The 24,452-nt window shown below is 55.5% G+C and carries 20 protein-coding genes and 1 pseudogene; all 21 read left to right on the top strand.

What is annotated here, in order from left to right:
- The first annotated feature begins 78 nt into the window (after positions 1-78).
- The 21 genes and pseudogenes from QWJ10_RS07105 to nuoN all read left to right on the top strand — a co-directional run bounded on the left by QWJ10_RS07105 (position 79) and on the right by nuoN (position 24,423).
- Positions 79-2,307 (top strand): NADP-dependent isocitrate dehydrogenase, encoded by a 2,229-nt coding sequence (locus QWJ10_RS07105; protein WP_289925026.1) that lies wholly within the window; start codon positions 79-81, stop codon positions 2,305-2,307.
- Positions 2,308-2,399: 92 nt separating this feature from the next.
- Positions 2,400-2,840, top strand: a complete 441-nt coding sequence (locus QWJ10_RS07100; RefSeq protein ID WP_019365798.1) for an NUDIX hydrolase — start codon at positions 2,400-2,402, stop codon at positions 2,838-2,840.
- A gap of 57 nt (positions 2,841-2,897) precedes the next feature.
- Positions 2,898-4,016 carry a tRNA 2-thiouridine(34) synthase MnmA gene (gene mnmA / locus QWJ10_RS07095; RefSeq protein WP_125888304.1) on the top strand — a complete coding sequence of 373 codons (1,119 nt, stop codon included), beginning with the start codon at positions 2,898-2,900 and terminating at the stop codon, positions 4,014-4,016.
- Positions 4,013-4,633 (top strand): high frequency lysogenization protein HflD, encoded by a 621-nt coding sequence (gene hflD, locus QWJ10_RS07090; RefSeq protein ID WP_289925020.1) that lies wholly within the window; start codon positions 4,013-4,015, stop codon positions 4,631-4,633. The genes mnmA and hflD overlap by 4 nt, the downstream gene beginning before the upstream one ends.
- Before the next feature lie 89 nt (positions 4,634-4,722).
- The gene (purB, locus tag QWJ10_RS07085) at positions 4,723-6,093 is read left to right on the top strand and encodes an adenylosuccinate lyase (RefSeq protein ID WP_074823921.1); all 1,371 of its coding nucleotides are present in this window, start codon (positions 4,723-4,725) and stop codon (positions 6,091-6,093) included.
- A 57-nt stretch (positions 6,094-6,150) separates the two neighbouring features.
- Positions 6,151-7,323: a cupin domain-containing protein gene (locus QWJ10_RS07080; protein WP_289925018.1), complete on the top strand. Its 1,173-nt coding sequence runs from the start codon at positions 6,151-6,153 to the stop codon at positions 7,321-7,323.
- Positions 7,316-7,735, top strand: a pseudogene (locus tag QWJ10_RS07075) (GNAT family N-acetyltransferase); the annotation flags it as partial. The gene QWJ10_RS07080 and the pseudogene QWJ10_RS07075, both read left to right, overlap by 8 nt.
- A 509-nt stretch (positions 7,736-8,244) precedes the next feature.
- Entirely contained in the window at positions 8,245-9,033 is a 789-nt protein-coding gene (locus QWJ10_RS07070) for a secretin N-terminal domain-containing protein (protein WP_289925017.1), read from the top strand.
- A gap of 483 nt (positions 9,034-9,516) precedes the next feature.
- Positions 9,517-9,930, top strand: a complete 414-nt coding sequence (locus QWJ10_RS07065; RefSeq protein WP_010794902.1) for an NADH-quinone oxidoreductase subunit A — start codon at positions 9,517-9,519, stop codon at positions 9,928-9,930.
- A 10-nt stretch (positions 9,931-9,940) separates the two neighbouring features.
- Positions 9,941-10,615, top strand: a complete 675-nt coding sequence (locus tag QWJ10_RS07060; protein ID WP_010794903.1) for an NADH-quinone oxidoreductase subunit B — start codon at positions 9,941-9,943, stop codon at positions 10,613-10,615.
- Between the two features lie 45 nt (positions 10,616-10,660).
- Entirely contained in the window at positions 10,661-12,442 is a 1,782-nt protein-coding gene (gene nuoC, locus QWJ10_RS07055) for an NADH-quinone oxidoreductase subunit C/D (RefSeq protein WP_289925016.1), read from the top strand.
- Positions 12,439-12,939 carry an NADH-quinone oxidoreductase subunit NuoE gene (gene nuoE, locus QWJ10_RS07050; protein WP_173869050.1) on the top strand — a complete coding sequence of 167 codons (501 nt, stop codon included), beginning with the start codon at positions 12,439-12,441 and terminating at the stop codon, positions 12,937-12,939. Before nuoC ends, nuoE begins: the two co-directional genes overlap by 4 nt.
- Positions 12,936-14,285 carry an NADH-quinone oxidoreductase subunit NuoF gene (gene nuoF, locus QWJ10_RS07045; protein WP_019365789.1) on the top strand — a complete coding sequence of 450 codons (1,350 nt, stop codon included), beginning with the start codon at positions 12,936-12,938 and terminating at the stop codon, positions 14,283-14,285. Before nuoE ends, nuoF begins: the two co-directional genes overlap by 4 nt.
- Before the next feature lie 151 nt (positions 14,286-14,436).
- Positions 14,437-17,154: an NADH-quinone oxidoreductase subunit NuoG gene (gene nuoG / locus QWJ10_RS07040; RefSeq protein WP_074823906.1), complete on the top strand. Its 2,718-nt coding sequence runs from the start codon at positions 14,437-14,439 to the stop codon at positions 17,152-17,154.
- Positions 17,151-18,146, top strand: coding sequence for an NADH-quinone oxidoreductase subunit NuoH (nuoH, locus tag QWJ10_RS07035; protein WP_010794908.1), 996 nt, complete (start codon positions 17,151-17,153; stop codon positions 18,144-18,146). The genes nuoG and nuoH overlap by 4 nt, the downstream gene beginning before the upstream one ends.
- Positions 18,147-18,157: 11 nt before the next feature.
- Positions 18,158-18,706 carry an NADH-quinone oxidoreductase subunit NuoI gene (gene nuoI / locus QWJ10_RS07030; RefSeq protein ID WP_010794909.1) on the top strand — a complete coding sequence of 183 codons (549 nt, stop codon included), beginning with the start codon at positions 18,158-18,160 and terminating at the stop codon, positions 18,704-18,706.
- Positions 18,707-18,716: 10 nt separating this feature from the next.
- Positions 18,717-19,229 (top strand): NADH-quinone oxidoreductase subunit J, encoded by a 513-nt coding sequence (nuoJ, locus tag QWJ10_RS07025; protein WP_010794910.1) that lies wholly within the window; start codon positions 18,717-18,719, stop codon positions 19,227-19,229.
- Between the two features lie 19 nt (positions 19,230-19,248).
- On the top strand, positions 19,249-19,557 hold the full coding sequence (gene nuoK, locus QWJ10_RS07020; protein WP_010794911.1) for an NADH-quinone oxidoreductase subunit NuoK: 309 nt from the start codon (positions 19,249-19,251) through the stop codon (positions 19,555-19,557).
- Positions 19,554-21,401 carry an NADH-quinone oxidoreductase subunit L gene (gene nuoL / locus QWJ10_RS07015; protein WP_019365787.1) on the top strand — a complete coding sequence of 616 codons (1,848 nt, stop codon included), beginning with the start codon at positions 19,554-19,556 and terminating at the stop codon, positions 21,399-21,401. Before nuoK ends, nuoL begins: the two co-directional genes overlap by 4 nt.
- 30 nt (positions 21,402-21,431) lie before the next feature.
- A complete protein-coding gene (gene nuoM, locus QWJ10_RS07010; RefSeq protein WP_125888295.1) occupies positions 21,432-22,964 on the top strand; it encodes an NADH-quinone oxidoreductase subunit M in 1,533 nt (510 codons plus the stop codon).
- A gap of 7 nt (positions 22,965-22,971) precedes the next feature.
- The gene (gene nuoN / locus QWJ10_RS07005; protein ID WP_010794914.1) at positions 22,972-24,423 is read left to right on the top strand and encodes an NADH-quinone oxidoreductase subunit NuoN; all 1,452 of its coding nucleotides are present in this window, start codon (positions 22,972-22,974) and stop codon (positions 24,421-24,423) included.
- Positions 24,424-24,452 lie beyond the last annotated feature (29 nt).

Raw genomic sequence — 24,452 nt, 5'->3', positions numbered from 1 at the left:
GCCTTGTCGGTGAACTAGCTGGTTCGGTGCCATTCAAATAGGCGCAATCGCTATGATACAGAGAGGTTAACGTAACAAATGTCTACAACGTCGAAGATCATCTATACGCTTACAGACGAAGCACCTGCCCTTGCCACCTATTCCCTGCTTCCTATCGTCAAAGCGTTTACCGAATCATCAGGCATTGCTGTTGAAACCCGCGACATCTCTCTAGCTGGCCGCATCATCGCTACTTTTCCTGAATATCTAAGCGAAGACCAAAAGATTTCTGACCACTTGGCCGAACTGGGCCAACTGGCTACTACTCCCGAAGCCAACATCATCAAGCTGCCTAACATCAGCGCCTCGGTTCCTCAGTTGAAAGCAGCTATCAAAGAACTTCAAGATCAAGGCTACACACTACCGAACTACCCGGACGAGCCAAAAGACGACACGGAAAAAGACGTCAAATCTCGCTACGACAAGATCAAAGGCAGCGCTGTTAACCCGGTTCTCCGCGAGGGTAACTCTGACCGCCGCGCACCTCTTTCCGTCAAGAACTACGCCAAAAAACATCCCCATAAAATGGGCGCTTGGAGTGCAGACTCCAAGACCAAGGTCGCGCACATGAATGAGGGCGACTTCTACGGCAGCGAAAAGTCTGCCCTGATCGAAGCATCAGGCACGGTCAAGATCGAGCTGACCACCAACGATGGCAGCACGCAGGTACTGAAGGAAAAAACATCCGTAACAGCTGGCGAGTTGATCGATGCATCGGTCATGAGCAAGAAGGCTCTGGCCAGCTTTATCGAAGCCGCAATTGCTGACGCAAAGAACAGCAACGTCCTGCTGTCCCTGCACCTCAAGGCAACCATGATGAAGGTCTCCGACCCGATCATGTTTGGCCACGTAGTTTCGGTGTTTTATGCTGATGCGCTCAAAAAGCATGCTGACACACTGAATCAGCTGGGTGTTGACTTAAACAATGGTATTGGTGACCTGTACGCCAAGATCAAAACCTTGCCGGAAGACAAGCAGGCAGAAATCGAAGCGGATATCAAAGCTGTTTACGAGCAGCGCCCCCAGCTGGCCATGGTGAACTCTGACAAGGGTATTACCAACCTGCACGTTCCAAGCGATGTGATTGTCGATGCCTCCATGCCCGCCATGATTCGTGAATCAGGCAAGATGTGGGGCGCCGATGGCAAGCTGTACGATACCCTGGCCATGATCCCTGATCGCTGCTATGCCGGTGTCTATCAAGCGGTTATCGAAGACTGCAAGCAAAACGGCGCTTTCGATCCGGCTACCATGGGTAGCGTACCTAACGTAGGCCTGATGGCTCAGAAGGCCGAGGAATACGGCTCCCACGACAAGACGTTCAAGATCCCCGCTGACGGCGTGGTTCGTGTTACTGACACCAACGGCAATGTTCTTCTTGAGCATACTGTTGAGGCAGATGATATCTGGCGCATGTGCCAGACCAAGGATGCTCCGGTCCGCGACTGGGTAAAACTGGCAGTTAACCGCGCACGTGCCAGCAACACCCCGGCAGTGTTCTGGCTGGATCCTGCACGCGCCCATGATGCCCAATTGATCAAAAAGGTACAGACCTACCTGAAGGATCACGACACCGCTGGTCTGGACATTCAGATCCTCTCTCCGGTTGAGGCAACTCGCCTGTCCCTTGAGCGCATCCGTGCAGGCAAGGACACGATTTCCGTTACCGGTAACGTATTGCGTGACTACCTGACCGACCTGTTCCCCATCATGGAGCTTGGTACCAGTGCCAAGATGCTGTCCATCGTTCCGCTTATGAACGGTGGCGGTCTGTTCGAGACTGGCGCGGGCGGCTCTGCACCCAAGCACGTTCAGCAGTTCGTACAGGAAAACCATCTCCGTTGGGACTCTCTGGGTGAGTTCCTGGCGCTCTCCGAATCGCTGGATCACTACGGCCATGCGACCAATAATGCCAAGGCCCGCCTGTTCGCTAAGACACTGGACCAAGCCAACGGTAAGTTCCTGGACAGCAATAAGTCACCTTCACGCAAGGTAGGCGAACTGGACAACCGTGGCAGCCACTTCTACCTAGCCCTTTACTGGGCTCAGGCACTGGCTGAGCAAACCGAGGATGGCGAGCTGCAGGCGAAGTTCTCCAAGCTGGCCAAGCAGCTTGCCGACAACGAAGCCAAGATCGTTGCCGAATTGAACGAAGTACAGGGCAAGCCTGTGGATATTGGCGGCTATTACCACCCGAGCGCAGAACTCGCCAGCAAGGCAATGCGTCCAAGCGCGACCCTTAACGAAGCTCTGGCCACGCTGTCCTAATATGACACGCTAGTGCTTACAGAACCCCGGCCCAGTGCCGGGGTTCTGCTTTCAGCCTTTACCTCTATGCTTCACTGAAAACAGGGCCTCTTATGAAATGGGAACCCCATATCACCGTCGCAACCGTTATTGAAGATCAGGGACGTTTTCTGTTTACCGAAGAGCTGATTGATGGCCAGCCACGCCTCAATCAGCCGGCCGGGCACCTTGAGGCCAATGAAAGTCTGCTCGATGCCGCACGTAGAGAAACCCTCGAAGAAACCGGTTGGGAGGTTGAGCTTACAGGTGTCACAGGCATTTATTTGTATACCGCTCCCAGCAACGGCGTGACCTACCAGCGCGTCTGCTTTTCAGCACGCCCGCTTCGTCACCTACCCGAGCACCCACTCGACGAGGGCATTATCGGCCCTAAATGGATGACACGAGAGGAGCTGATTGCAAATGAGGCCTCCTGGCGCAGTGAGTTGGTCCTGCGCTGCATTGATGATTATCTCAGCACTGGCTCCTTCCCCTTGGAAGTGATCCGTCTCTAAGTCGCCGCGCCCTGCCCTACCCTGTTAAACTGTGCTTTTTCCTGAATACTTCTGCATATGCATACGCCCTCTTCAACACGCGTCATCGTCGGCATGTCAGGCGGAGTGGACTCCTCTGTTTCAGCGCTGCTCCTGAAGGAACAGGGATACCAGGTCGAAGGCCTCTTCATGAAAAACTGGGAAGAGGATGACGGCACTGAATACTGTACAGCCAAAGAAGACCTGGCTGACGCCCAGGCAGTGTGCGACCGGATTGGTATCAAGCTGCACACGGCCAACTTCGCAGCCGAATATTGGGATAACGTCTTCGAACACTTCCTGGAAGAGTACAAGGCAGGCCGAACGCCCAATCCGGACATCCTGTGTAACCGGGAAATCAAGTTCAAGGCATTTCTTGACTACGCCTTGATGCTGGGGGGCGATCTTATCGCCACGGGTCACTATGTTCGCCGTCGGGACGAAAACGACCAGACCCAGCTACTAAAAGGCCTGGATCCCAACAAGGACCAGAGCTATTTCCTCCACGCAGTGGGTGGCGAACAGCTGGCCAAGACATTGTTCCCGGTAGGCGAACTGGAAAAGCCCGAAGTTCGCGCGATTGCCGAAAAATACGGACTGGCCACAGCACGAAAAAAAGACTCTACCGGTATCTGCTTTATCGGCGAGCGCCGCTTTGCCGATTTCCTCAAGCAGTACCTGCCCGCTCAGCCCGGCAATATCGAAACCACCGAAGGCAAGATCATCGGCAAACATCATGGGCTGATGTATCACACCATTGGTCAGCGGCAGGGGCTGGGCATCGGTGGCATGAAGGATTCCGGAGATGACCCATGGTACGTCCTGAGCAAAGACCTGAAGCGTAACGTTCTGATCGTTGGTCAGGGTAACGAACACCCCTGGCTGTATTCTCAGGCGTTGACCGTCAACACTATTTACTGGGTCAACCCGGTCGATTTGACGTCCCCTCTCAAGCTGAAAGCCAAAGTACGGTATCGCCAGCAGGATCAGGCCTGCCGCCTTGAAAGAACAGCCACCGGTTATCGTGCTGTCTTTGAAGCGCCACAAAGGGCTGTCACCCCAGGTCAATCTGTCGTTTTCTATGATGGAGAGATTTGCCTGGGCGGTGGTGTTATCGAAGACGCTGAGCCTGCATATAGGGAGAGCCCTGCAGCATGACGTCGATACATGAGCAACTGGTAGCACTGGGTGCTGTCTTCGAGGCCGCGTTTCTAGTCGATCGCCTGGCCAAGACGGGACAGATCAGCGAGGCGCCACTGGCCTGCATGTTGGGCAGCCTGCTGGTTACAAACCCACAAACCACGCTTGAGGTCTATGGCGGGGACAGTATCGACCTGCGCGATGGCATGAGGGCGTTGTCCAGCGCCCTAGAGCGCAACCCCTCAAGCCTGCAGCGAGAGCCTCTTACATACGCCTTGTCGATGATCGCTCTGGAACGACGGCTAGACCGGCGCGAAGATATGCTGGAACTGATTGGCAAGCGCCTTGATCAGGTGCAGCAGCAGGTTCAACACTTTGGTTTGACGCATGAAAACGTCATTGCCAGCTTTGGCAGTATCTATGAAGACACACTGAGTACATTTCGCCAGCGTATTCAGGTGCATGGCGAGATGCGTTACCTACAGATACCGGCCAACGCCGCCAAGGTGAGAGCATTGCTATTGGCCGGCATTCGTTCTGCCCGTCTCTGGCGACAACTCGGCGGACACCGCTGGCAGATGGTCTTTAGTCGACGCAAGATGCTTGATGAGCTCTATCCTCTCCTGAACAGCTGATCAGCCATCTCGCTCGCGCTCAGCCAAACATGGCGCTTTGGTGTATGCTATCGCGCCTTTTTCCTCTCATTGACTGTCGAGAATGCCCCATGCAGCTTTCCTCGCTTACCGCGGTTTCGCCTATTGACGGCCGCTATGCCAGCAAAACCCAAGCCCTGCGCCCGATTTTTAGCGAATACGGTCTGATCCGTTTCCGCGCCATGGTTGAAGTTCGCTGGCTCCAGCGTCTGGCCTCGCATGATGCCATCCCCGAAGTAGCACCTTTCTCCACGCAGGCCAATGAGATTCTGGAAAAGCTGGTAACCAGTTTTAGCCTGGAGCAGGCAGAACGGGTAAAGGAAATCGAGCGCACGACCAACCACGACGTCAAGGCTATTGAGTATCTGCTGAAAGAGCAGGCTGCAGCACTGCCTGAGCTCAATGCCGTCAGCGAATTCATCCACTTCGCTTGCACATCAGAAGATATCAATAACCTTTCTCATGCACTCATGCTTCGCGAAGGTCGTGATACCGTTCTATTACCACTGATGCGTAACATCTCGGGCGCCATCCGCGAGCTGGCACACCGTTTTGCCGACGTCCCGATGCTGTCGCGCACTCACGGACAGCCAGCCTCCCCTACTACACTGGGTAAGGAACTGGCCAACGTGGTGTATCGCCTGGATCGCCAGATCAAGCAGATTGCTGGTATCGAGCTGCTTGGCAAGATCAACGGCGCCGTAGGTAACTACAACGCACACCTGTCGGCCTATTCCCAAATCAATTGGGAGGCGAACGCACAAGCCTTCGTCGAGAATGACCTGGGTCTTACCTGGAACCCCTACACTACGCAAATCGAGCCGCATGACTATATTGCGGAACTGTTCGATGCCATTGCTCGCTTCAACACCATCCTGATCGATTTTGATCGGGATATCTGGGGCTATATTTCGCTAGGCTACTTCAAGCAGAAAACCGTTGCGGGCGAAATCGGTTCTTCGACCATGCCACATAAGGTCAATCCGATCGACTTCGAGAACTCCGAAGGCAACCTTGGTATTGCCAATGCACTTCTGCAGCACCTTGCCAGCAAGTTGCCTATCTCTCGCTGGCAGCGCGACCTGACCGACTCGACGGTGCTTCGTAATCTGGGTGTCGGCTTCGCCCATAGTGTTATTGCCTATGAAGCCACGCTCAAGGGCATCAGCAAGCTGGAGCTGAATGCGCAGCGTATCGCTGACGATCTGGACAACTGCTGGGAAGTCTTGGCCGAGCCGGTTCAAACCGTCATGCGTCGTTACGGCGTAGCTAATCCGTATGAAAAGCTCAAGGAATTGACCCGCGGCAAAGGCATCAGCGCCGAAGCCCTGCAAACTTTTATTGAAGGGTTGGACATTCCTGCGGAGGCCAAGGCAGAACTCAAGGCGCTGACACCTGCCAACTATATTGGTAATGCTATAGAGCAAGCCAAGCGTATTTGAATACCGAGCCTATTCTTATGCCCGGCTGCGCCGGGCTTTTTTATTTCAGAGACAGACATGAACGCAGACACTCCTTTGCAACTGTTGGGCGGCCTGACGGCTCGAGAATTCCTGCGCGACTATTGGCAGCGCAAACCCCTGTTGATCCGTCAGGCCATCCCGGATTTCGAAACACCGCTATCTCCTGACGAACTGGCTGGCCTCGCTCTCGAAGAAGAAGTTGAGTCACGCATCATCGCGCCCGGAGAACAAGGCCTATGGCAGCTACGCCAAGGTCCCTTCAAGGAAGAAGACTTTTCTACCCTGCCTGAGCGTGAGTGGACACTGCTCGTTCAAGCGGTTGACCAGTTCGTTCCTGAAGTAGCCGAATTGGTCGAACCATTCAAATTCCTGCCAAGCTGGCGCATCGACGACGTCATGATCAGCTATGCAGCACCAGGCGGCGGCGTTGGTCCCCATTACGACAACTACGACGTATTCCTTTTGCAAGGTTATGGTCGACGTCGCTGGAAGATCGGTCAGCGTTGCACCAGTGAAAGTCCTTTACAGGACAACCCGGATATCAAGATCCTGGCGGAATTTGAGCAGACCGATGAATGGGTGTTGGAACCCGGCGACATGTTGTATCTACCCCCTCAGCTTGCCCATGATGGCATCGCCGAGGATGAGTGCATGACCTATTCGATAGGTTTTCGCGCACCCAGTACCTCAGAGGTCTTGACGCACTTCACCGACTTTTTGACTCAGTTCATCCCGGAAGAAGAGCGCTATAGTGATGCAGGCACTGAACCTGTGCAGGCAGCAGACTCTGGCCAGATCAAGCAAGACGCTGTAGATCGCCTTAAAGCCCTTATACAAGAACACATCAATGATGAGCGGATGCTATTGGCCTGGTTTGGCCAATACATGACCGAGCCGCGCTACCCTGAGCTGATCAGCGGCGAGTCTCTTCTAGAAGGTGATCTGGTCCAAGCTCTGGAAGATGGTGCCTGCCTTATACGCAACCCCAGCGCACGACTGGCCTGGTCACAAATGGGCAACGATGTGATGATTTTCGCGAGCGGTCAAAGCAGATTACTTTCCGGCCACCTTCAACCCTTGCTTGCGCTGGTATGCTCAGCTGACGCATTGCATCAAGAAAACCTGGGCAACTGGCTAGAGGATGAAGCCGGCCGGGAACTGATACGCGAACTCATTGAACAAGGCAGCCTGGTATTTGCTGATGAGTGATCTCTCTATCCGCGTCGCAGACTGGAAGCGTGACAACGAGGCCCTGAGACATATACGAGAAACCGTATTTATCCAAGAGCAGGCTGTACCGCCAGAAATGGAATGGGACTCGGAAGATGAGCATGCCATACACTTTCTGGCTCAAGAGGGTCTTTATCCAGTAGGCACTGCTCGCCTACTGGAGGATGGCCGCATAGGTCGCGTTGCGGTTTTACGCGACTGGCGCGGCCTCAATGTTGGCTCAACCATCATGCATGCAGTGATATCCGAGGCCGAGCGACGCGGATTACACCGTCAGGTTTTAAGCGCACAAATCCAGGCCATTCCGTTTTATCAGCGCCTGGGGTTTACTGTCACCGGTGATGAATATCTGGAGGCGGGTATCGCCCATGTCGACATGACCAGACACTCTACGCTGGAGCAAACAGAGGCCGTAGCAGCCAATGAAAAGCGTGAGATGCGCTTCGAGACTCCTGATGCTGCTGCTCTCCATATCGTTGAATTGCTTTCCCAGGCCCGACGCAGCATCTGTATCTATAGTCCAGACTTTGAACCACAACTCTACAACCGCAGCGATGTAGAGCACGCCATTACACGTTTTTTACTGGCGCACCCTCGCAATCGCCTGCGCGTACTGCTCAAGGACTCAGGCCAAGCTGTACGTCAGAGCCATCGACTCATCAATCTGGCACGACGCCTGACCAGTAACTTTTTAATTCGCAGGTGCTCGCCTGATTATCCGGCAGACGACACCGCTTACGTACTGATAGACGATCAGGGCCTGGTGATTCGCAACAACCCACAGCTATATACCGGCACGGCCTATTACAACGCGAGAGCCACTGTTCGCTTGCAACAGAGCAGATTCGACAGCATCTGGCAAACCAGCCAATCGGACCCTAACGTGAGAAGCATGGTGTTATGAAGCCCTATCGCGCGTACTTGGCCTTATTTCTGTCCATGCTGATGACTGCTTTCGCAGCACAGGCGGCACCTCGTACTGAAGTGATTCCCCTTAATTACAGAACCGCCGATGAACTGCAGCCTATCGTGCAATCCACTTTGGGCTCAGAAGGCAAAGTCAGTACCTATGGCAATCAACTCATCGTTAATGCTGAGTCGAACAAAATCACTGAAATCAAAAGCCTGTTATCTCAATTGGATACAGAGCCGCATCGCCTTTTGATTACTGTCGATACACGCGATGCAGATGAGGGCGATGAGCAGGGTTACTCGGTTAACGGACGACTGGGTAATCATCCAGATACGCAGGTTCGCATCATCAGTAACAGCACCGGCACACAGCAAGACGGCACACAGCAGGTACAGGCAACGGAAGGCTCTCCTGCCTTGGTCAAGATTGGTCAAAGCGTGCCTATTTCCACCACTGAAATCGACCCTTACGGTCGCCCTTATACCCGTACTGAGTATCGCGATCTCAACCGTGGCTTTTACGTTACTGCCAGCCTTACAGGCAATCTTGTACATTTGACAATAGATGGCGGCAACAACAGCCTGGACAGAAATCAGCCCAACACTATCAATACTCAATCCACCAGCACCCGCGTCAGCGGCCGGCTAGGTGAATGGATTACGCTGAGTGGTTTTTCACAGAATGCTTCACGTTCTGAGGACGGAACTCTGTATGAATATTCAACTCGGGGCAGTCAGGATACTCAACTCAGGGTTAAGGTAGACCTTCTCGAATAAAAAACACCCTGGCGTATCAACCTTCAAGACGCACATATCTCATTAGCGTCCATGCGCTGATTGCACTTCACAACACGCTTCATCTGACGTATTCGAATCCAGGTGATATCAATAAGATATTACCTGGACCCTTCATATTAAAACGCTCAACTTACGCAGCTTATTTATAAAGAACAATACTTCTAGCAATTGAGAGTGAGCCTGCTACGCTAATAACAAGAGCGATTTGCACCTATAAAACCAACTAAATCACTCAATTATTAGAGCGTCTAAACAGCAAATTTAGTTGAGAATAAATCTTAATAAACAAAGATTTAATCCACTTTACCTGAATACGATTGACGGAAATCATTTAAACAAATCTTTTTTCGTCAAAAATTTTACACACGCGTTATTCAGGAATAGAATTCCACCGCCGCTTGCGACGTCATGTCGCAGGATGAGGCAGGATTTTTACTAGCAAAAACGATAAGGACCATGAGCATGCCTGATACGACCGGTCTTCTAGCTCACAATTGGAGCTTTGCGATTTTCCTTTTGGGTGTAGTCGGTCTTATAGGATTCATGCTCGGCGTTTCCAGCCTGCTAGGCAGCCGTGCTGTTGGCCGTAGTAAAAACGATCCCTTCGAGTCGGGTATCGTTCCTACCGGTGGAGCGCGACTGCGCCTCTCCGCTAAATTCTATCTGGTCGCGATGCTGTTCGTGATCTTTGACGTCGAAGCGCTCTTTCTCTTCGCATGGTCCGTATCCGTCCGTGAATCAGGATGGGCTGGATTCATCGAAGTTACAGTTTTCATAGCAATTCTGTTGGCGGGTCTTGTTTACCTATGGCGGATCGGGGCGCTCGACTGGGCTCCTGAAGGCCGCCGTAAGCGGCAGGCGAAGCTAAAACAATGAGGCTTTGGCGATGCAATACAAACTTACCAGGATCGATCCCGATGCGGTCGTAGAACGCTATCCGGCCGGGACACGGGAAACCGTTTCCGATCCGACTGAAGGGCAAGTCCATAAGAACATCTTTATGGGCAAGCTCGATGACGTCCTGCACAACACCGTCAACTGGGGGCGCAAGAACTCCCTCTGGCCTTACAACTTCGGTCTCTCGTGCTGCTATGTGGAAATGACCACAGCGTTTACCGCGCCGCACGATATCGCCCGCTTTGGTGCTGAAGTTATCCGGGCCTCACCGCGCCAGGCGGATTTCATGGTGGTGGCAGGTACCTGCTTTATAAAGATGGCTCCGGTCATTCAGCGTCTGTACGAACAGATGCTCGAACCCAAGTGGGTCATCTCAATGGGCGCCTGCGCTAATTCCGGTGGTATGTACGACGTGTACTCGGTAGTCCAGGGCGTGGACAAGTTCCTGCCTGTAGACGTCTATATTCCGGGCTGCCCTCCTCGCCCCGAGGCATTCCTCCAAGGCTTGATGCTCTTGCAGGACTCGATTGGCGAAGAGCGTCGTCCACTCTCATGGGTTGTTGGTGAGCAAGGTATTTATCGTGCCGAGATGCCAGCCCAACGAGAGCAGCGACGCGAACAGCGTATTCAGGTAACCAACCTGCGCAGCCCCGACGAAGTGTGAGCCCTCAGGCTCACACGTGACGTTGACCGATAGCGACGGATAATCATGACTGCAGACACTGTTCTGTCCGCACCCCTGCACGCTGCCCAAGATGAAGGCGTGGTGGGTGAACTCAAGGCACGCTTTAGCGCGGATGCGCTAACTGTTCAAACCACTCGTACGGGCATGCCCGTAGTGTGGGTGCCCCGTGAAAAGCTTAAAGAAGTACTGACCTACCTGCGTAACCTGCCGCGTCCGTACGTCATGCTGTACGACCTGCACGGCATGGATGAACGGCTGCGTACCCAGCGCCGCGGCCTGCCGCCGGCCGACTTCACTGTGTTCTATCAGTTGATGTCTATCGAGCGGAATAGCGATGTGATGATCAAGGTCGCGCTGTCGATGAACGACCTTACCTTGCCCACCGTGACTGATATCTGGCCGAACGCTAACTGGTATGAGCGTGAAGTTTGGGACATGTTCGGCATCCGGTTCGACGGCCATCCCCTGCTCAAGCGGATGCTGATGCCTGACAACTGGCAAGGCCACCCGCTGCGCAAGGACTATCCAGCCCGCGCGACGGAATTCGACCCCTACGCCCTGAACGCGGCGAAGCAGGATCTGGAGCAGGAAACCCTGCGCTTCAAGCCTGAAGAATGGGGCATGAAGCAGCAGAGCGACACGTCTGACTTCATGTTCCTGAACCTGGGTCCGAACCACCCGTCCGCCCACGGTGCCTTCCGTATCATTCTTCAGCTGGACGGCGAAGAGATTGTCGACTGCGTTCCCGAGATCGGCTATCACCACCGCGCAGCCGAGAAAACTGGCGAACGTCAATCCTGGCATAGTTACATTCCTTATACCGACCGGGTTGACTACCTGGGCGGTGTCATGAACAACCTCCCCTACGTACTGGCCGTTGAAAAGCTTGCCGGAATTACAGTCCCTGCACGGGTTGAGGTGATTCGAATCATGATGTGTGAATATTTCCGCATCATGAGTCATCTCCTGTTCCTGGGTACCTATATTCAGGACGTGGGCGCCATGACTCCGGTCTTCTTCGCCTTTACGGATCGTCAGCGCGCCTACAAGGTGGTAGAAGCCATTACCGGCTTCCGGATGCACCCGGCATGGTTCCGTATTGGCGGTGTGGCCCATGACCTGCCTCGAGGATGGGACAAGCTGGTCAAGGAGTTCGTTGACTGGCTACCCAAACGTCTGGATGAATACGAAAAATCAGCCATTCGGAACAGCATCCTAAAAGGTCGTACCGTAGGTGTAGCTCATTACAACACTGAAGAAGCGTTGCGCTGGGGCGTAACCGGCCCGAACTTGAGAGCTACCGGCCTGAACTTCGACATGCGCAAGGCAAGGCCTTATTCGGGTTATCAGAACTTCGAATTCGAAGTTCCTATCGCGCACAACGGCGATGCCTATGATCGTTGTCTGGTCCGTATCGAAGAGATGCGTCAGAGCTTGCGCATTATCGATCAGTGTCTGAAGAACATGCCTGAAGGCCCCTTCAAGGCAGACCATCCGCTGACGACGCCGCCGCCTAAAGAGCGCACGCTGCAACACATCGAGACCCTGATCACTCACTTCCTGCAAGTTTCCTGGGGACCGGTCATGCCGGCCAACGAATCCATGCAGATAATCGAGGCGACCAAAGGGTTGAACAGTTATTACCTGACGAGCGACGGCAGCACCATGAGCTACCGGACTCGCATTCGTACGCCCAGCTTCCCGCATCTGCAACAGATCCCCTCGGTGATCCGAGGCAGCATGGTGGCGGACCTAATCGCCTACCTGGGCAGTATCGATTTCGTCATGGCCGATGTGGACCGCTGATCATGAGTACACTGATTCAAACTGATCGTTTCGAGCTGAGTGAAACCGAACGCTCTGCCATCGAACATGAAATGCATCACTACGAGGATGCCCGTGCGGCATCTATCGAAGCACTGAAAATCGTTCAAACGGAACGTGGCTGGGTCCCGGATGGCGCTATCTATGCCATCGGTGAAATCCTCGGCATTCCTGCAAGCGATGTGGAAGGCGTAGCTACCTTCTATAGCCAGATTTTTCGTCAGCCCGTCGGCCGTCATATCATCCGCGTCTGCGACAGCATGGTCTGCTATATCGGTGGCCATGAATCCGTACTGGGACAAATCCAGGAGCAATTAGGTATCGGCCTGGGCCAGACGACCGCTGATGGTCGCTTTACCCTGCTCCCGACATGCTGCCTTGGCAACTGCGACAAAGCCCCTGCCCTGATGATCGATGAGGACACTTACGGCAATATCCAGCCGTCCGGTGTCGCCAAATTGCTGGAGGGTTATGTATGACGCTTACCTCCGTGGGTCCTGCGAACAAAATCGCTCGTACACCTGAAACTCACCCGCTTACCTGGCGTCTGCGTGACGATGCCGCGCCGGTCTGGCTTGAGGAATACACGTCCAAAGACGGCTATAGCGCTGCGCGCAAGGCGCTGGCTGATATGGCATCTACGGATATCGTTCAGACTGTCAAGGACTCGGGCCTCAAGGGCCGCGGTGGTGCGGGTTTCCCGACTGGCGTCAAATGGGGCCTGATGCCTGCTGATGAAAGTCTGAACATTCGTTATCTGCTGTGCAACGCTGACGAAATGGAACCTAACACCTGGAAGGACCGCCTGCTCATGGAGCAGCTGCCGCACCTCCTGGTAGAAGGCATGATCATCAGCGCACGGGCCTTGAAGGCCTACCGCGGTTATATCTTTCTACGTGGTGAGTATGTCGATGCCGCACGCAACCTGAATCGCGCCATCGAGGAAGCCAAGGCTGCTGGCTACCTTGGCAAAAACATCTTTGGCAGTGGCTTTGACTTCGAGCTGTTTGTTCACACCGGTGCAGGCCGCTACATCTGCGGTGAAGAAACCGCCCTGATCAATTCGCTTGAAGGCCGCCGGGCCAACCCACGTTCCAAACCGCCTTTCCCTGCTGCTGTTGGCGTCTGGGGCAAGCCGACTTGCGTAAATAATGTCGAAACCCTGTGCAACGTGCCAGCCATCGTCGCCAATGGCGTCGATTGGTACAAATCATTGGCGCGCGAGGGAAGCGAAGACATGGGTACAAAACTCATGGGCTTCTCCGGCAAGGTCAAGAATCCCGGGGTGTGGGAGTTGCCGTTTGGCATACCCGCTCAAGAGCTATTCGAAGACTATGCTGGCGGTATGCGCGAAGGCTATACCCTGAAGGCCTGGCAGCCAGGTGGTGCAGGCACGGGCTTTCTGCTGCCGGAGCATCTTTCGGCACCTATGTTTGCTGGCGGTATCGCCAAAGTGGGTACCCGTATGGGGACCGGCCTCGCCATGGCGGTAGACCATACCGTTAATATGGTTTCGCTGCTGCGCAACATGGAAGAGTTCTTTGCCCGTGAGTCCTGTGGCTGGTGTACGCCCTGCCGCGACGGTCTGCCATGGAGCGTCAAGCTCTTGCGCGCGCTGGAAAAAGGCGAAGGTCAAAGCGGCGATATCGAGACGCTACTGCAGCTATGCACCTTCCTTGGCCCAGGCAAAACGTTCTGTGCTCATGCCCCTGGTGCGGTCGAGCCACTGGCCAGCGCAATCAAGTATTTCCGCAGCGAATTCGAGGCGGGCGTGAAGAAGGCTCCCAGCGAGCCCCAGCCTTCCGTTGTAGAAACAGTCATTTGATTTGTGTGCCGGCTCGCTGAGCTGGCCACTGTCGCCGCCTGAACGCATGTGTAAAGACGGCGACACCGTGATTCCAATAGCCACGCCGCGGTAAGGCTGTGGAAAGGCTCAAGCCTTTCCAGGTCCCCCGGCAAACGAAGACTGAAGAACCATGGCCACTATCCACGTAGACGGCAAAGAGTACGAAGTCGACGGTGCGGACAACCTCTTGGAGGCTTGTCTGTCCCTCGGTCTCGATATTCCCTATTTCTGCTGGCACCCGGCGCTCGGTAGCGTCGGTGCCTGCCGACAGTGTGCGGTCAAGCAGTTTGCTGATGAGAACGACACCCGCGGTCGTCTTGTCATGTCCTGCATGACGCCTTCGACGGACAAGACCTATATTTCCATTGATGACCAGGAAGCTAAAGACTTCCGTAGCAGCGTCATCGAGTGGCTGATGACTAACCACCCTCACGACTGCCCGGTCTGTGAAGAAGGAGGCCATTGCCACCTGCAAGACATGACCGTGATGACAGGCCATAACAAGCGCCGTTATCGCTTCACCAAGCGCACCCACCAGAATCAGGATCTGGGCCCGTTCATTTCCCATGAGATGAACCGTTGTATCGCCTGCTACCGCTGCGTGCGCTATTACAAGGATTACGCGGGCGGCACTGATCTGGGCGTTTATGGCGCCCACGACAATGTGTATTTTGGCCGCGTCGAGGAAGGCACGCTGGAAAGCGAGTTCTCTGGAAACCTGACCGAAGTCTGCCCAACCGGTGTGTTTACCGACAAGACCCACTCCGAGCGCTACAACCGTAAGTGGGACATGCAGTTTGCACCAAGCATCTGTCATGGCTGCTCGTCCGGTTGCAACATCAGCCCCGGTGAGCGCTATGGCGAGCTTCGCCGTATCGAGAATCGTTACAACGGCTCCGTTAACCATTATTTCCTATGCGACCGTGGTCGCTTCGGGTATGGCTATGTGAACCGCAAGGATCGTCCTCGCCAGGCGTTGCTGCGTAATGGCTCGCTCAACGCAGGGGTAGATGCTGCACTGGACAAGGCTGCCGAGCTATTGCGTGGGCGCAGGGTAATCGGTATCGGCTCTCCCCGTGCCAGCCTGGAAAGCAACTATGCACTACGCGAACTGGTAGGTGCAGAAAACTATTATAGCGGCATGGCCAAGCATGAGCTTGAACATGTTCGTCTTGTACTGGATGTCTTGCGTAACAGCCCTCTTCCTGTACCCACCATCCGCGACATCGAGCACCATGACGCTGTGCTGGTGCTAGGCGAAGACCTGACCCAGACCGCAGCCCGTGTCGCCCTGGCAGTCCGTCAGGCAGCCAAAGGCAAGGCAACCGATATTGCAGCGGCAGCTCGTATTCCTGAGTGGCACAAGGCGGCTGTCCAGACCATCGGGCAGTCCAGCAAAAACCCCGTGTTTCTGGCCAGCCTGGCTGAGACACGTCTGGATGACATCGCTGCGCAGACTATCCACGGTGCGCCGGAAGATCTGGCTCGCTTCGGCTTTGCACTGGCCAACGCTCTCGACGCTTCCGCTCCGGCAGTAGAAGGTCTGAGCGATGAAGTAGCGCAGCAGGTCAAGTTGGTGGCCGACACCCTGCTCAATGCCAAGCGTCCGCTCATTATCTCGGGTACTTCACTGGGATCACGCGCTCTGATCGAGGCTGCTGCCAACATTGCCAAGGCACTGGCGCTGAAGGAAAAGAACGGCTCGCTGAGCCTTGTCGTTCCCGAAGCCAACAGCATGGGCCTGGCCATTTTTGGCGGCGAGTCGGTAGATGATGCGTTCGACGCGCTGACAGCGGGTAAAGCCGACGCGCTGGTCGTGCTGGAAAACGACCTGTTCCGTCGCGCCGACTCTGCACGCGTAGAAGAAGCGCTCAAGGCAGCCAAAACGTTGATCGTACTGGACCATCAGCGTACAGCTACGGCAGAGCGTGCCGACCTGATCCTGCCAGCCGCAAGCTTTGCGGAAGGTGATGGCACCCTGGTAAGCCAGGAGGGCCGTGCCCAGCGTTTCTTCCAGGTGTACGAGCCTACTTATTACGATCCGAGTAGCCTGATTCGTGAAGGCTGGCGTTGGCTACATGCACTGCACAGCACCTTGCAGGGCAAGGCCGTGGACTGGACGCAGCTGGACCAGGTTACCGAGGCGTGTGCAGCAAGTCATCCGAGCTTGGCTGGCATTCGGGATGCAGCGCCCAGCGCGTCCTTCCGTATCAAGGGCCAGAAGCTTTCCCGTGAGCCTCACCGTTACAGCGGTCGTACTGCAATGCGCGCCAATATCAGCGTTCACGAGCCGCGTACGCCACAGGATATAGACTCTGCCTTTGCCTTCTCCATGGAAGGCTATTACGGCAGCGCCGAACCCCGTCAGCAGATCGCATTTGCCTGGTCTCCTGGCTGGAACTCGCCGCAAGCCTGGAACAAGTTCCAGGACGAGGTAGGCGGACATCTGCGTGCGGGCGATCCTGGTATTCGTCTGATTGAGTCTTCTGGCGATCGCCTGAGCTGGTTCAACGCCATTCCGGCAGCCTATTCCGCTCAGGCGAACCAGTGGAAAGCCGTACCGATCCATCATTTGTTCGGCAGCGAAGAGACCTCGGCTCGCTCGGAGACTTTCCAGGAGCGTATCCCCGAAGTTTACGTCGCGCTTGCAAAAGCTGATGCAGACCGTCTGGGCGTCAATCCTGGTGCCAAGGTCAGCGTTACGGTTGCTGGTCAGGCGCTGAGCCTGCCGCTGATGGTCAAACCTGGTCTGGCTGCTGGCTTGATCGGCTTGCCGGTGGGGTTTGAAGGCATCCCAGCCCGCCTGGCGGGTCTTACCATCGATCGCGTCCAGGAGGCTGCGCAATGAGTTGGTTAACCCCTTCCGTCATCGCCATTATCCTGGCCGTCGTGAAGGCCATCGTGATCCTGTTGGCCGTCGTTATCTGCGGCGCGCTGCTTAGCTGGGTCGAGCGCCGTCTGCTTGGCCTCTGGCAGGATCGTCACGGGCCAAACCGTGTCGGTCCTTTCGGTGCCTTCCAGCTGGGCGCCGACATGATCAAGATGTTCTTCAAGGAAGACTGGACGCCACCGTTCGCGGACAAGATGACGTTCATGCTGGCACCCGTCATTGCGATGAGCGCCTTGCTGATCGCGTTTGCCGTGGTACCGATCACACCTACCTGGGGTGTGGCGGACCTGAACATTGGTCTTCTGTTCTTCTTTGCGATGGCTGGCCTTGCAGTCTATGCAGTGCTGTTCGCAGGCTGGTCGAGCAACAACAAGTTCGCCTTGCTGGGTAGCATGCGCGCTTCAGCCCAAACCGTCTCCTACGAGGTGTTCATGGGGCTTTCGCTCATGGGCGTCGTCGCGGTGACCGGCTCTTTCAACATGCGAGATATCGTTGAAGCGCAGCATCAGGGCTTGTGGTTCATCATCCCTCAGTTTTTCGGCTTTTGTACCTTCCTGATCGCAGGCGTTGCGGTGACTCACCGCCACCCCTTTGACCAGCCGGAGGCAGAGCAGGAGCTGGCAGATGGTTACCACGTTGAATATGCCGGCATGAAGTGGGGCATGTTCTTCGTAGGCGAATACATTGGCATCGTGCTGGTGTCTGCCCTGCTCGTCACGCTGTTCTTTGGTGGCTGGCATGGTCCGCTGTTGCCACCCTTCATCTGGTTCGCCCTGAAGACTGCGTTCTTCATCATGCTGTTCATTTTGCTGCGTGCGTCTATCCCACGTCCGCGCTATGACCAGGTGATGGCGTTCAGCTGGAAGGTGTGTCTGCCGCTGACCCTGATCAATCTGCTCGTTACCGGTGCGGTGGTTTTGTATAACGCCACCCCGGCCGTGGTTCACTGAGGAGAGCCGCCATGTTCAAAGAAATAGTCAATGTCGTGCATGGCACATGGACTCAGCTACGAAGCGTGCTGATGATCTTTTCCCATGCCTTTAGAAAGCGCGACACCCTGCAGTACCCCGAGGAGCCGGTTTATCTGCCGCCTCGTTATCGAGGCCGGATTGTCCTGACCCGTGATCCCGATGGGCAGGAGCGCTGCGTGGCGTGCAACCTGTGTGCGGTAGCGTGCCCGGTAGGCTGTATTTCCCTGCAGAAAACCGAAGCAGAAGACGGTCGCTGGTATCCGGAGTTCTTCCGTATCAACTTCTCCCGCTGCATTTTCTGCGGCATGTGTGAAGAGGCTTGTCCTACCACCGCTATCCAGCTGACACCGGACTTTGAAATGTGCGAGTACGAGCGTCAGAACCTGGTGTACGAGAAGGAGCATCTGCTCATCTCCGGACCCGGCAAGTACCCGGACTACAACTTCTATCGCGTCGCCGGTATGTCCATTGCAGGCAAACCCAAGGGTGCTGCGAAGAACGAGGCCGAGCCAATCAACGTCAAGAGCCTGCTGCCGTAAGGACGGAAAGATGGAATTTGCTTTCTATTTCGCTGCCGGTGTCGCCGTACTGGCCACGTTCAGGGTGATTACCAACCGTAATCCGGTACATGCCCTGCTCTACCTCATCATCTCGCTGCTAGCGGTCTCGATGACCTTCTTCAGCCTTGGCGCTCCATTCGCCGGTGCGCTTGAGGTCATCGTATACGCTGGCGCCATTATGGTGCTGTTCGTATTCGTCGTGATGATGCTCAACCTCGGCCCTGCCGTGGTTGAGCAGGAACGCAAGTGGTTAACGCCTGGCATCTGGGTTGGCCCTTCGATTCTTTCCATCGCATTGCTGGTCGAGTTGCTGCTGGTGCTGGGCAGAATGCCCGGCGGTGCAAGCATCGGTCATACCACGGTTGATGCAAAAGCGGTTGGTATCAGCCTGTTCGGCCCCTATCTGCTAGCGGTCGAACTGGCGTCGATGCTGCTCCTGGCTGCGCTGGTTGCGGCCTACCACCTGGGCCGGCAACAAGACGTCAAAGGCGTCGGCGAGTAACCCGTTAAGGAATGGACCTATGAATGCGATACCTCTGGAACATGGTCTGGCACTTGCCGGCGCGTTGTTCGCCCTGGGTCTGGTTGGCCTGATGGTACGGCGCAACATCCTGTTCATATTGATGAGTCTGGAAATCATGATGAATGCTTCCGCCCTGGCTTTTGTGGTCGGTGGCAGCCGTTGGGGGCAACCGGATGGTCAGGTGATGTTCATTCTGGTACTGAGCCTTGCTGCTGCCGAGGCGAGTATCGGCCTGGCGATCCTGCTGCAACTGTATCGCCGTTTCCAAACCCTCGATGTCGATGCTGCCAGCGAGATGCGCGGATGAACCTGTTACCTCTTACCTTCGTCTTTCCCCTTATTGGGTTTGTGCTGCTGGCGTTTTCCCGTAGCCGCTGGTCCGAAAACCTATCTGCCCTGATTGGAGTAGGCTCGGTCGGGCTATCTGCGCTTACAGCCGCCTGGGTTAGCTGGCAGTTCCTGTCCAGCCCGCCGCCTTCCGGCGCTGTCACCCAGGTGCTGTGGAACTGGATGACCGTTGATGGCTTTGCACCCAACATCGCGTTGTACCTGGATGGCCTCTCGGTAACCATGCTGTGTGTGGTCACCGGTGTAGGCTTTCTGATTCACCTGTTTGCCTCCTGGTACATGCGCGGTGAAGCAGGCTATGCACGCTTTTTTGCCTATACCAACCTGTTCGTGGCGAGCATGTTGTTCCTGGTATTGGGCGACAACCTGCTCTTCCTGTACTTTGGTTGGGAAGGTGTAGGCCTGTGCAGTTACCTGCTGATCGGGTTCTACTACAGCGAACGTGCCAACGGTAACGCCGCACTCAAGGCCTTTATCGTAACCCGCGTGGGCGACGTGTTCATGGCCTTCGGTCTATTCATCCTGTTTATGACATTAGGCACCCTGGATATCCAGGAGCTACTGACCCGTGCGCCAGACGTGTTTACGATGAATGATCCGCTGCTGATGCTGGCTACGCTGATGCTGCTAGGCGGCGCGGTAGGTAAATCTGCCCAGTTGCCTCTGCAAACCTGGCTGGCCGATGCGATGGCAGGCCCGACCCCGGTATCAGCGCTGATCCACGCAGCGACCATGGTGACTGCCGGCGTATACCTGATCGCTCGTTGTCATGGGTTGTTCGAGCTGACGCCTTCGATTCTGCATCTGGTAGGTATTGTAGGTGCGGTTACGCTGGTACTGGCAGGCTTTGCTGCACTGGTACAAACCGACATCAAGCGTATCCTCGCGTACTCCACCATGAGCCAGATCGGCTACATGTTCCTGGCCCTGGGTGTAGGCGCCTGGAGCGGTGCGATCTTCCACCTGATGACCCATGCGTTCTTCAAGGCACTTCTGTTCCTTGCATCCGGCTCGGTCATCCTGGCCTGCCATCACGAGCAGAACATCTTCAAGATGGGCGGCCTGTGGAAAAAGATTCCGCTGGCCTATGCAAGCTTCCTGGTTGGTGGCTCAGCGCTGGCAGCGCTACCGCTGGTTACGGCTGGCTTCTACTCCAAAGACGAGATCCTTTGGGAAGCCTTTGCCAGTGGCCATCAGAATCTGCTGATTGCAGGCCTGGTAGGCGCCTTCCTGACCTCGATCTACACCTTCCGCCTGATCTTTATCGTGTTCCACGGTGAGGCCAAGACTGAAGCTCATGGTGGTCACGGAATCGCGCATCATTTGCCGCTAATCGTCCTGATCGTACTGTCCACCTTTATCGGCGCCTGGATCACCCCACCGCTGGCGGGTGTACTGCCTCAGTCGGCCGGCCACGCGGGCGGAGAAGCCAAGCACAGTCTGGAAATTGCCTCGGGTGCTATTGCGCTGGCTGGCATCCTGTTGGCGGCCCTACTCTTCCTGGGCAAGCGTCGCTTTGTGAGCGCACTTGCCAAAAGTGCCCCGGGTCGCTTTTTTGGTACCTGGTGGTATCACGCCTGGGGTTTCGATTGGCTCTACAACTGGGTCTTCGTGAAACCTTACCTGGCAATTACCCGACTGCTGCGTAGCGACCCGATCGACAAAGCGATCCTGATTGTCCCGATCCTCGCGCGTGCCGGTAACCTCACGCTGAGCCTTACAGAGAACGGCCGCCTGCGTTGGTATGCCGCCTCCATCGTGGGTGGTGCAGTGCTGCTTCTGGCCGCACTGCTTCTGGCCTGACTTGAATCTACGAAAGGAATTGAGCCCGTCATGATTCTGCCTTGGCTAATCCTGATCCCCTTCATAGGCGGTCTGCTGTGCTGGCTAGGAGATCGCTCCGGCAATCTTCTGCCACGCTGGATTGCTTTATTAACCATGCTGCTGGAGCTGGTACTTGGCCTGTGGGTCTGGTGGCACGGTGACTTCAGCCTGGCCCCTGCTCCGGGTAGCGAGCAGAACTGGACCGTCGAATTCCAGTATCCCTGGATTGAGCGCTTCGGTATCAGTCTGCACTTTGCCATGGACGGCCTGTCGCTGCTTATGGTGTTGCTGACAGGTCTGTTGGGTCTTTTGGCTGTTGTCTGCTCTTGGCGCGAGATCCAGAAGCATGTTGGCTTCTTCCACCTGAACCTGCTATGGATTCTAGGTGGTGTGGTTGGTGTGTTCCTGGCTGTCGACCTGTTCCTGTTCTTCTTCTTCTGGGAGATGATGCTGGTGCCGATGTATTTCCTCATCGCACTCTGGGGTCATAGCTCCGCCGACGGCAAGAAGAGCCGAATTACCGCTGCTACCAAGTTCTTCATTTTCACCCAGGCCAGCGGCCTGATCATGCTAGTGGCCATCGTGGCCCTGGTGCTGGTGCACTATAGTGCAACCGGCGTGCTGACCTTCGAATATGAAGACCTGCTAAAAACGCAGATGGATCCAACGGTTGAATACCTGCTGATGCTGGGCTTCTTCATTGCCTTTGCCGTGAAGCTGCCTGCCGTGCCGGTTCACTCCTGGCTTCCCGATGCACACGCACAGGCACCAACAGCCGGTTCAGTAGACCTTGCCGGTATTCTGTTGAAAACAGCCGCTTACGGTCTTCTACGCTTTGCCGTACCGCTGTTTCCCAATGCCTCGGCCGAGTTTGCGCCCATTGCCATGTGGCTCGGGATCATCGGAATCTTCTACGGTGCGTTCCTGTCCTTCGCACAGACTGACATCAAGCGTCTTGTGGCCTATTCCAGCGTTTCGCACATGGGCTTCGTCTTAATCGGTATCTACTCCGGCAGCCAGCACGCACTGCAGGGTGTCGTGGTACAGATGATCGCCCATGGTCTTTCGGCAGCAGGCTTGTTCATCCTGTGCGGTCAGCTCTATGAGCGTCTGCATACACGCGACATGCGTGAGATGGGTGGACTCTGGGGTCGCCTCCCCTACCTACCGGCCCTCAGCCTGTTCTTCGCTTCGGCGTCGCTGGGCCTGCCGGGTACCGGTAACTTCGTAGGCGAGTTCCTGATTCTGATGGGTGCGTTCCCGATGGTGCCGCTGACCGTTGTGATCGCTACATTCGGTCTGGTTGCGGCTTCGGTGTACTCATTGATCATGATCCACCGTGCGTACTTCGGTCCTGCGAAGTCTGAAGGGGAATTGCCGGGGCTCAATGCACGCGAGCTGTCCATGGTACTGCTTCTGGTCGGTCTGCTGATCCTCCTGGGTGTTTATCCGCAGCCCATTCTGGATACGTCGGCAGCCAGCATGAGTGGTGTACACCAGTGGCTGGGTACAGCTTTCTCTTCCATTGTTTCTGCCCGGTAGTAGCGCCATGACCTTTACAACGGAACATCTCATCGCACTTCTGCCGCTCCTCATCACCGGTCTGACCGCCGTTGTGGTGATGCTGGCGATAGCCTGGCGGCGCAACCACACCGTGATTCCGACACTGTCGGTAATCGGTTTGAACCTGGCCCTGCTGTCCATTGTGTACTCGATGCGGGTCGTCGATATCGACGTCACCAGCCTCATGCGCATGGATGGCTACACCTACTTCTATACCGCACTGATCCTGATTACCACGTTGGCATGCATGACGCTGTCGCATGCTTACATGGAGGGATACTCCAGCAATCGTGAAGAGCTTTACCTACTGCTTTTACTGTCCTGTACGGGCGGTATCGTGTTGGTAAGCTCGCAGCACCTGGCTTCGCTGTTCATTGGCCTTGAGCTGCTGTCCGTACCGGTGTATGGCCTGGTGGCCTATTCCTACTTCAATCGCCGCTCCCTTGAGGCTGGCATGAAGTATCTGGTGCTATCTGCTGCTGGCTCGGCCATTCTGCTGTTTGGCATGGCCCTGCTATATGCACAGTCCGGCACCCTGAGCTTTAGCGGAATCGGTGCGCAGCTGACTCAGCAAGCCTCGGCCGGCCTGCTGCTGGAACTCGGTATCGGCATGATGATCGTAGGTCTGGGCTTCAAACTGTCGCTGGTACCCTTCCACTTGTGGACGCCAGATGTCTATGAAGGCGCACCGGCACCGGTGGGCGCTTACCTGGCTACTGCGAGCAAGGTTGCCGTTTTCGCTGTCGTGGTTCGTCTGTTCCAGACCATGCCCGCTGCGCTGAACGATACATGGCTGCATAACCTGATCGCTTTCATCGCCATCATCTCCATTCTGGTCGGCAACCTCTTGGCCCTGATGCAGAGCAACCTCAAGCGTCTGCTGGGCTACTCTTCCATCTCACACTTTGGATACCTGCTCGTAGCCCTTGCTGCCAGCAATGGTATTGCGGTAGAGGCGATTGGGGTGTACTTGGCGACTTATGTCGTTACCAGCCTGGGAGCCTTTGGCGTGATCGTGCTCATGTCCAGCCCAAGCAATGGCACACGCGATGCCGATGCGCTGTTCGAGTACCGCGGACTGTTCTGGAGACGCCCGTATCTGACCGCCGTTCTAACAGTGATGATGCTGTCGCTTGCAGGTATTCCGCTGACGGCGGGTTTTATCGGCAAGTTCTACATTATTACGGTGGGTGTCGAGTCCCATCTGTGGTGGCAGACCGCGGCGGTCGTTATTGGTAGCGCCATCGGCCTGTTCTATTACCTGCGTGTCATGGTAACGATGTATCTGGTACAACCAGGTCTTAGCCGTCACGATGCACCCATGAACTGGGGTGAGCGTGCCGGCGGTATCATGCTTATCGCCATTGCAGCCCTGACGCTGCTGTTGGGTGTTTACCCGCAGCCCTTGTTGCAAGTGCTTCAACATACAGGCCTGTAAGGGCCTCTCATAAAAAAGCCCCAGTGATG

The organism is Pseudomonas sp. WAC2 (genome assembly GCF_030403525.1).
Taxonomy (GTDB): Bacteria; Pseudomonadota; Gammaproteobacteria; order Pseudomonadales; family Pseudomonadaceae; genus Chryseomonas; species Chryseomonas luteola.
This window is presented reverse-complemented; position numbering and strand designations above follow the sequence as displayed.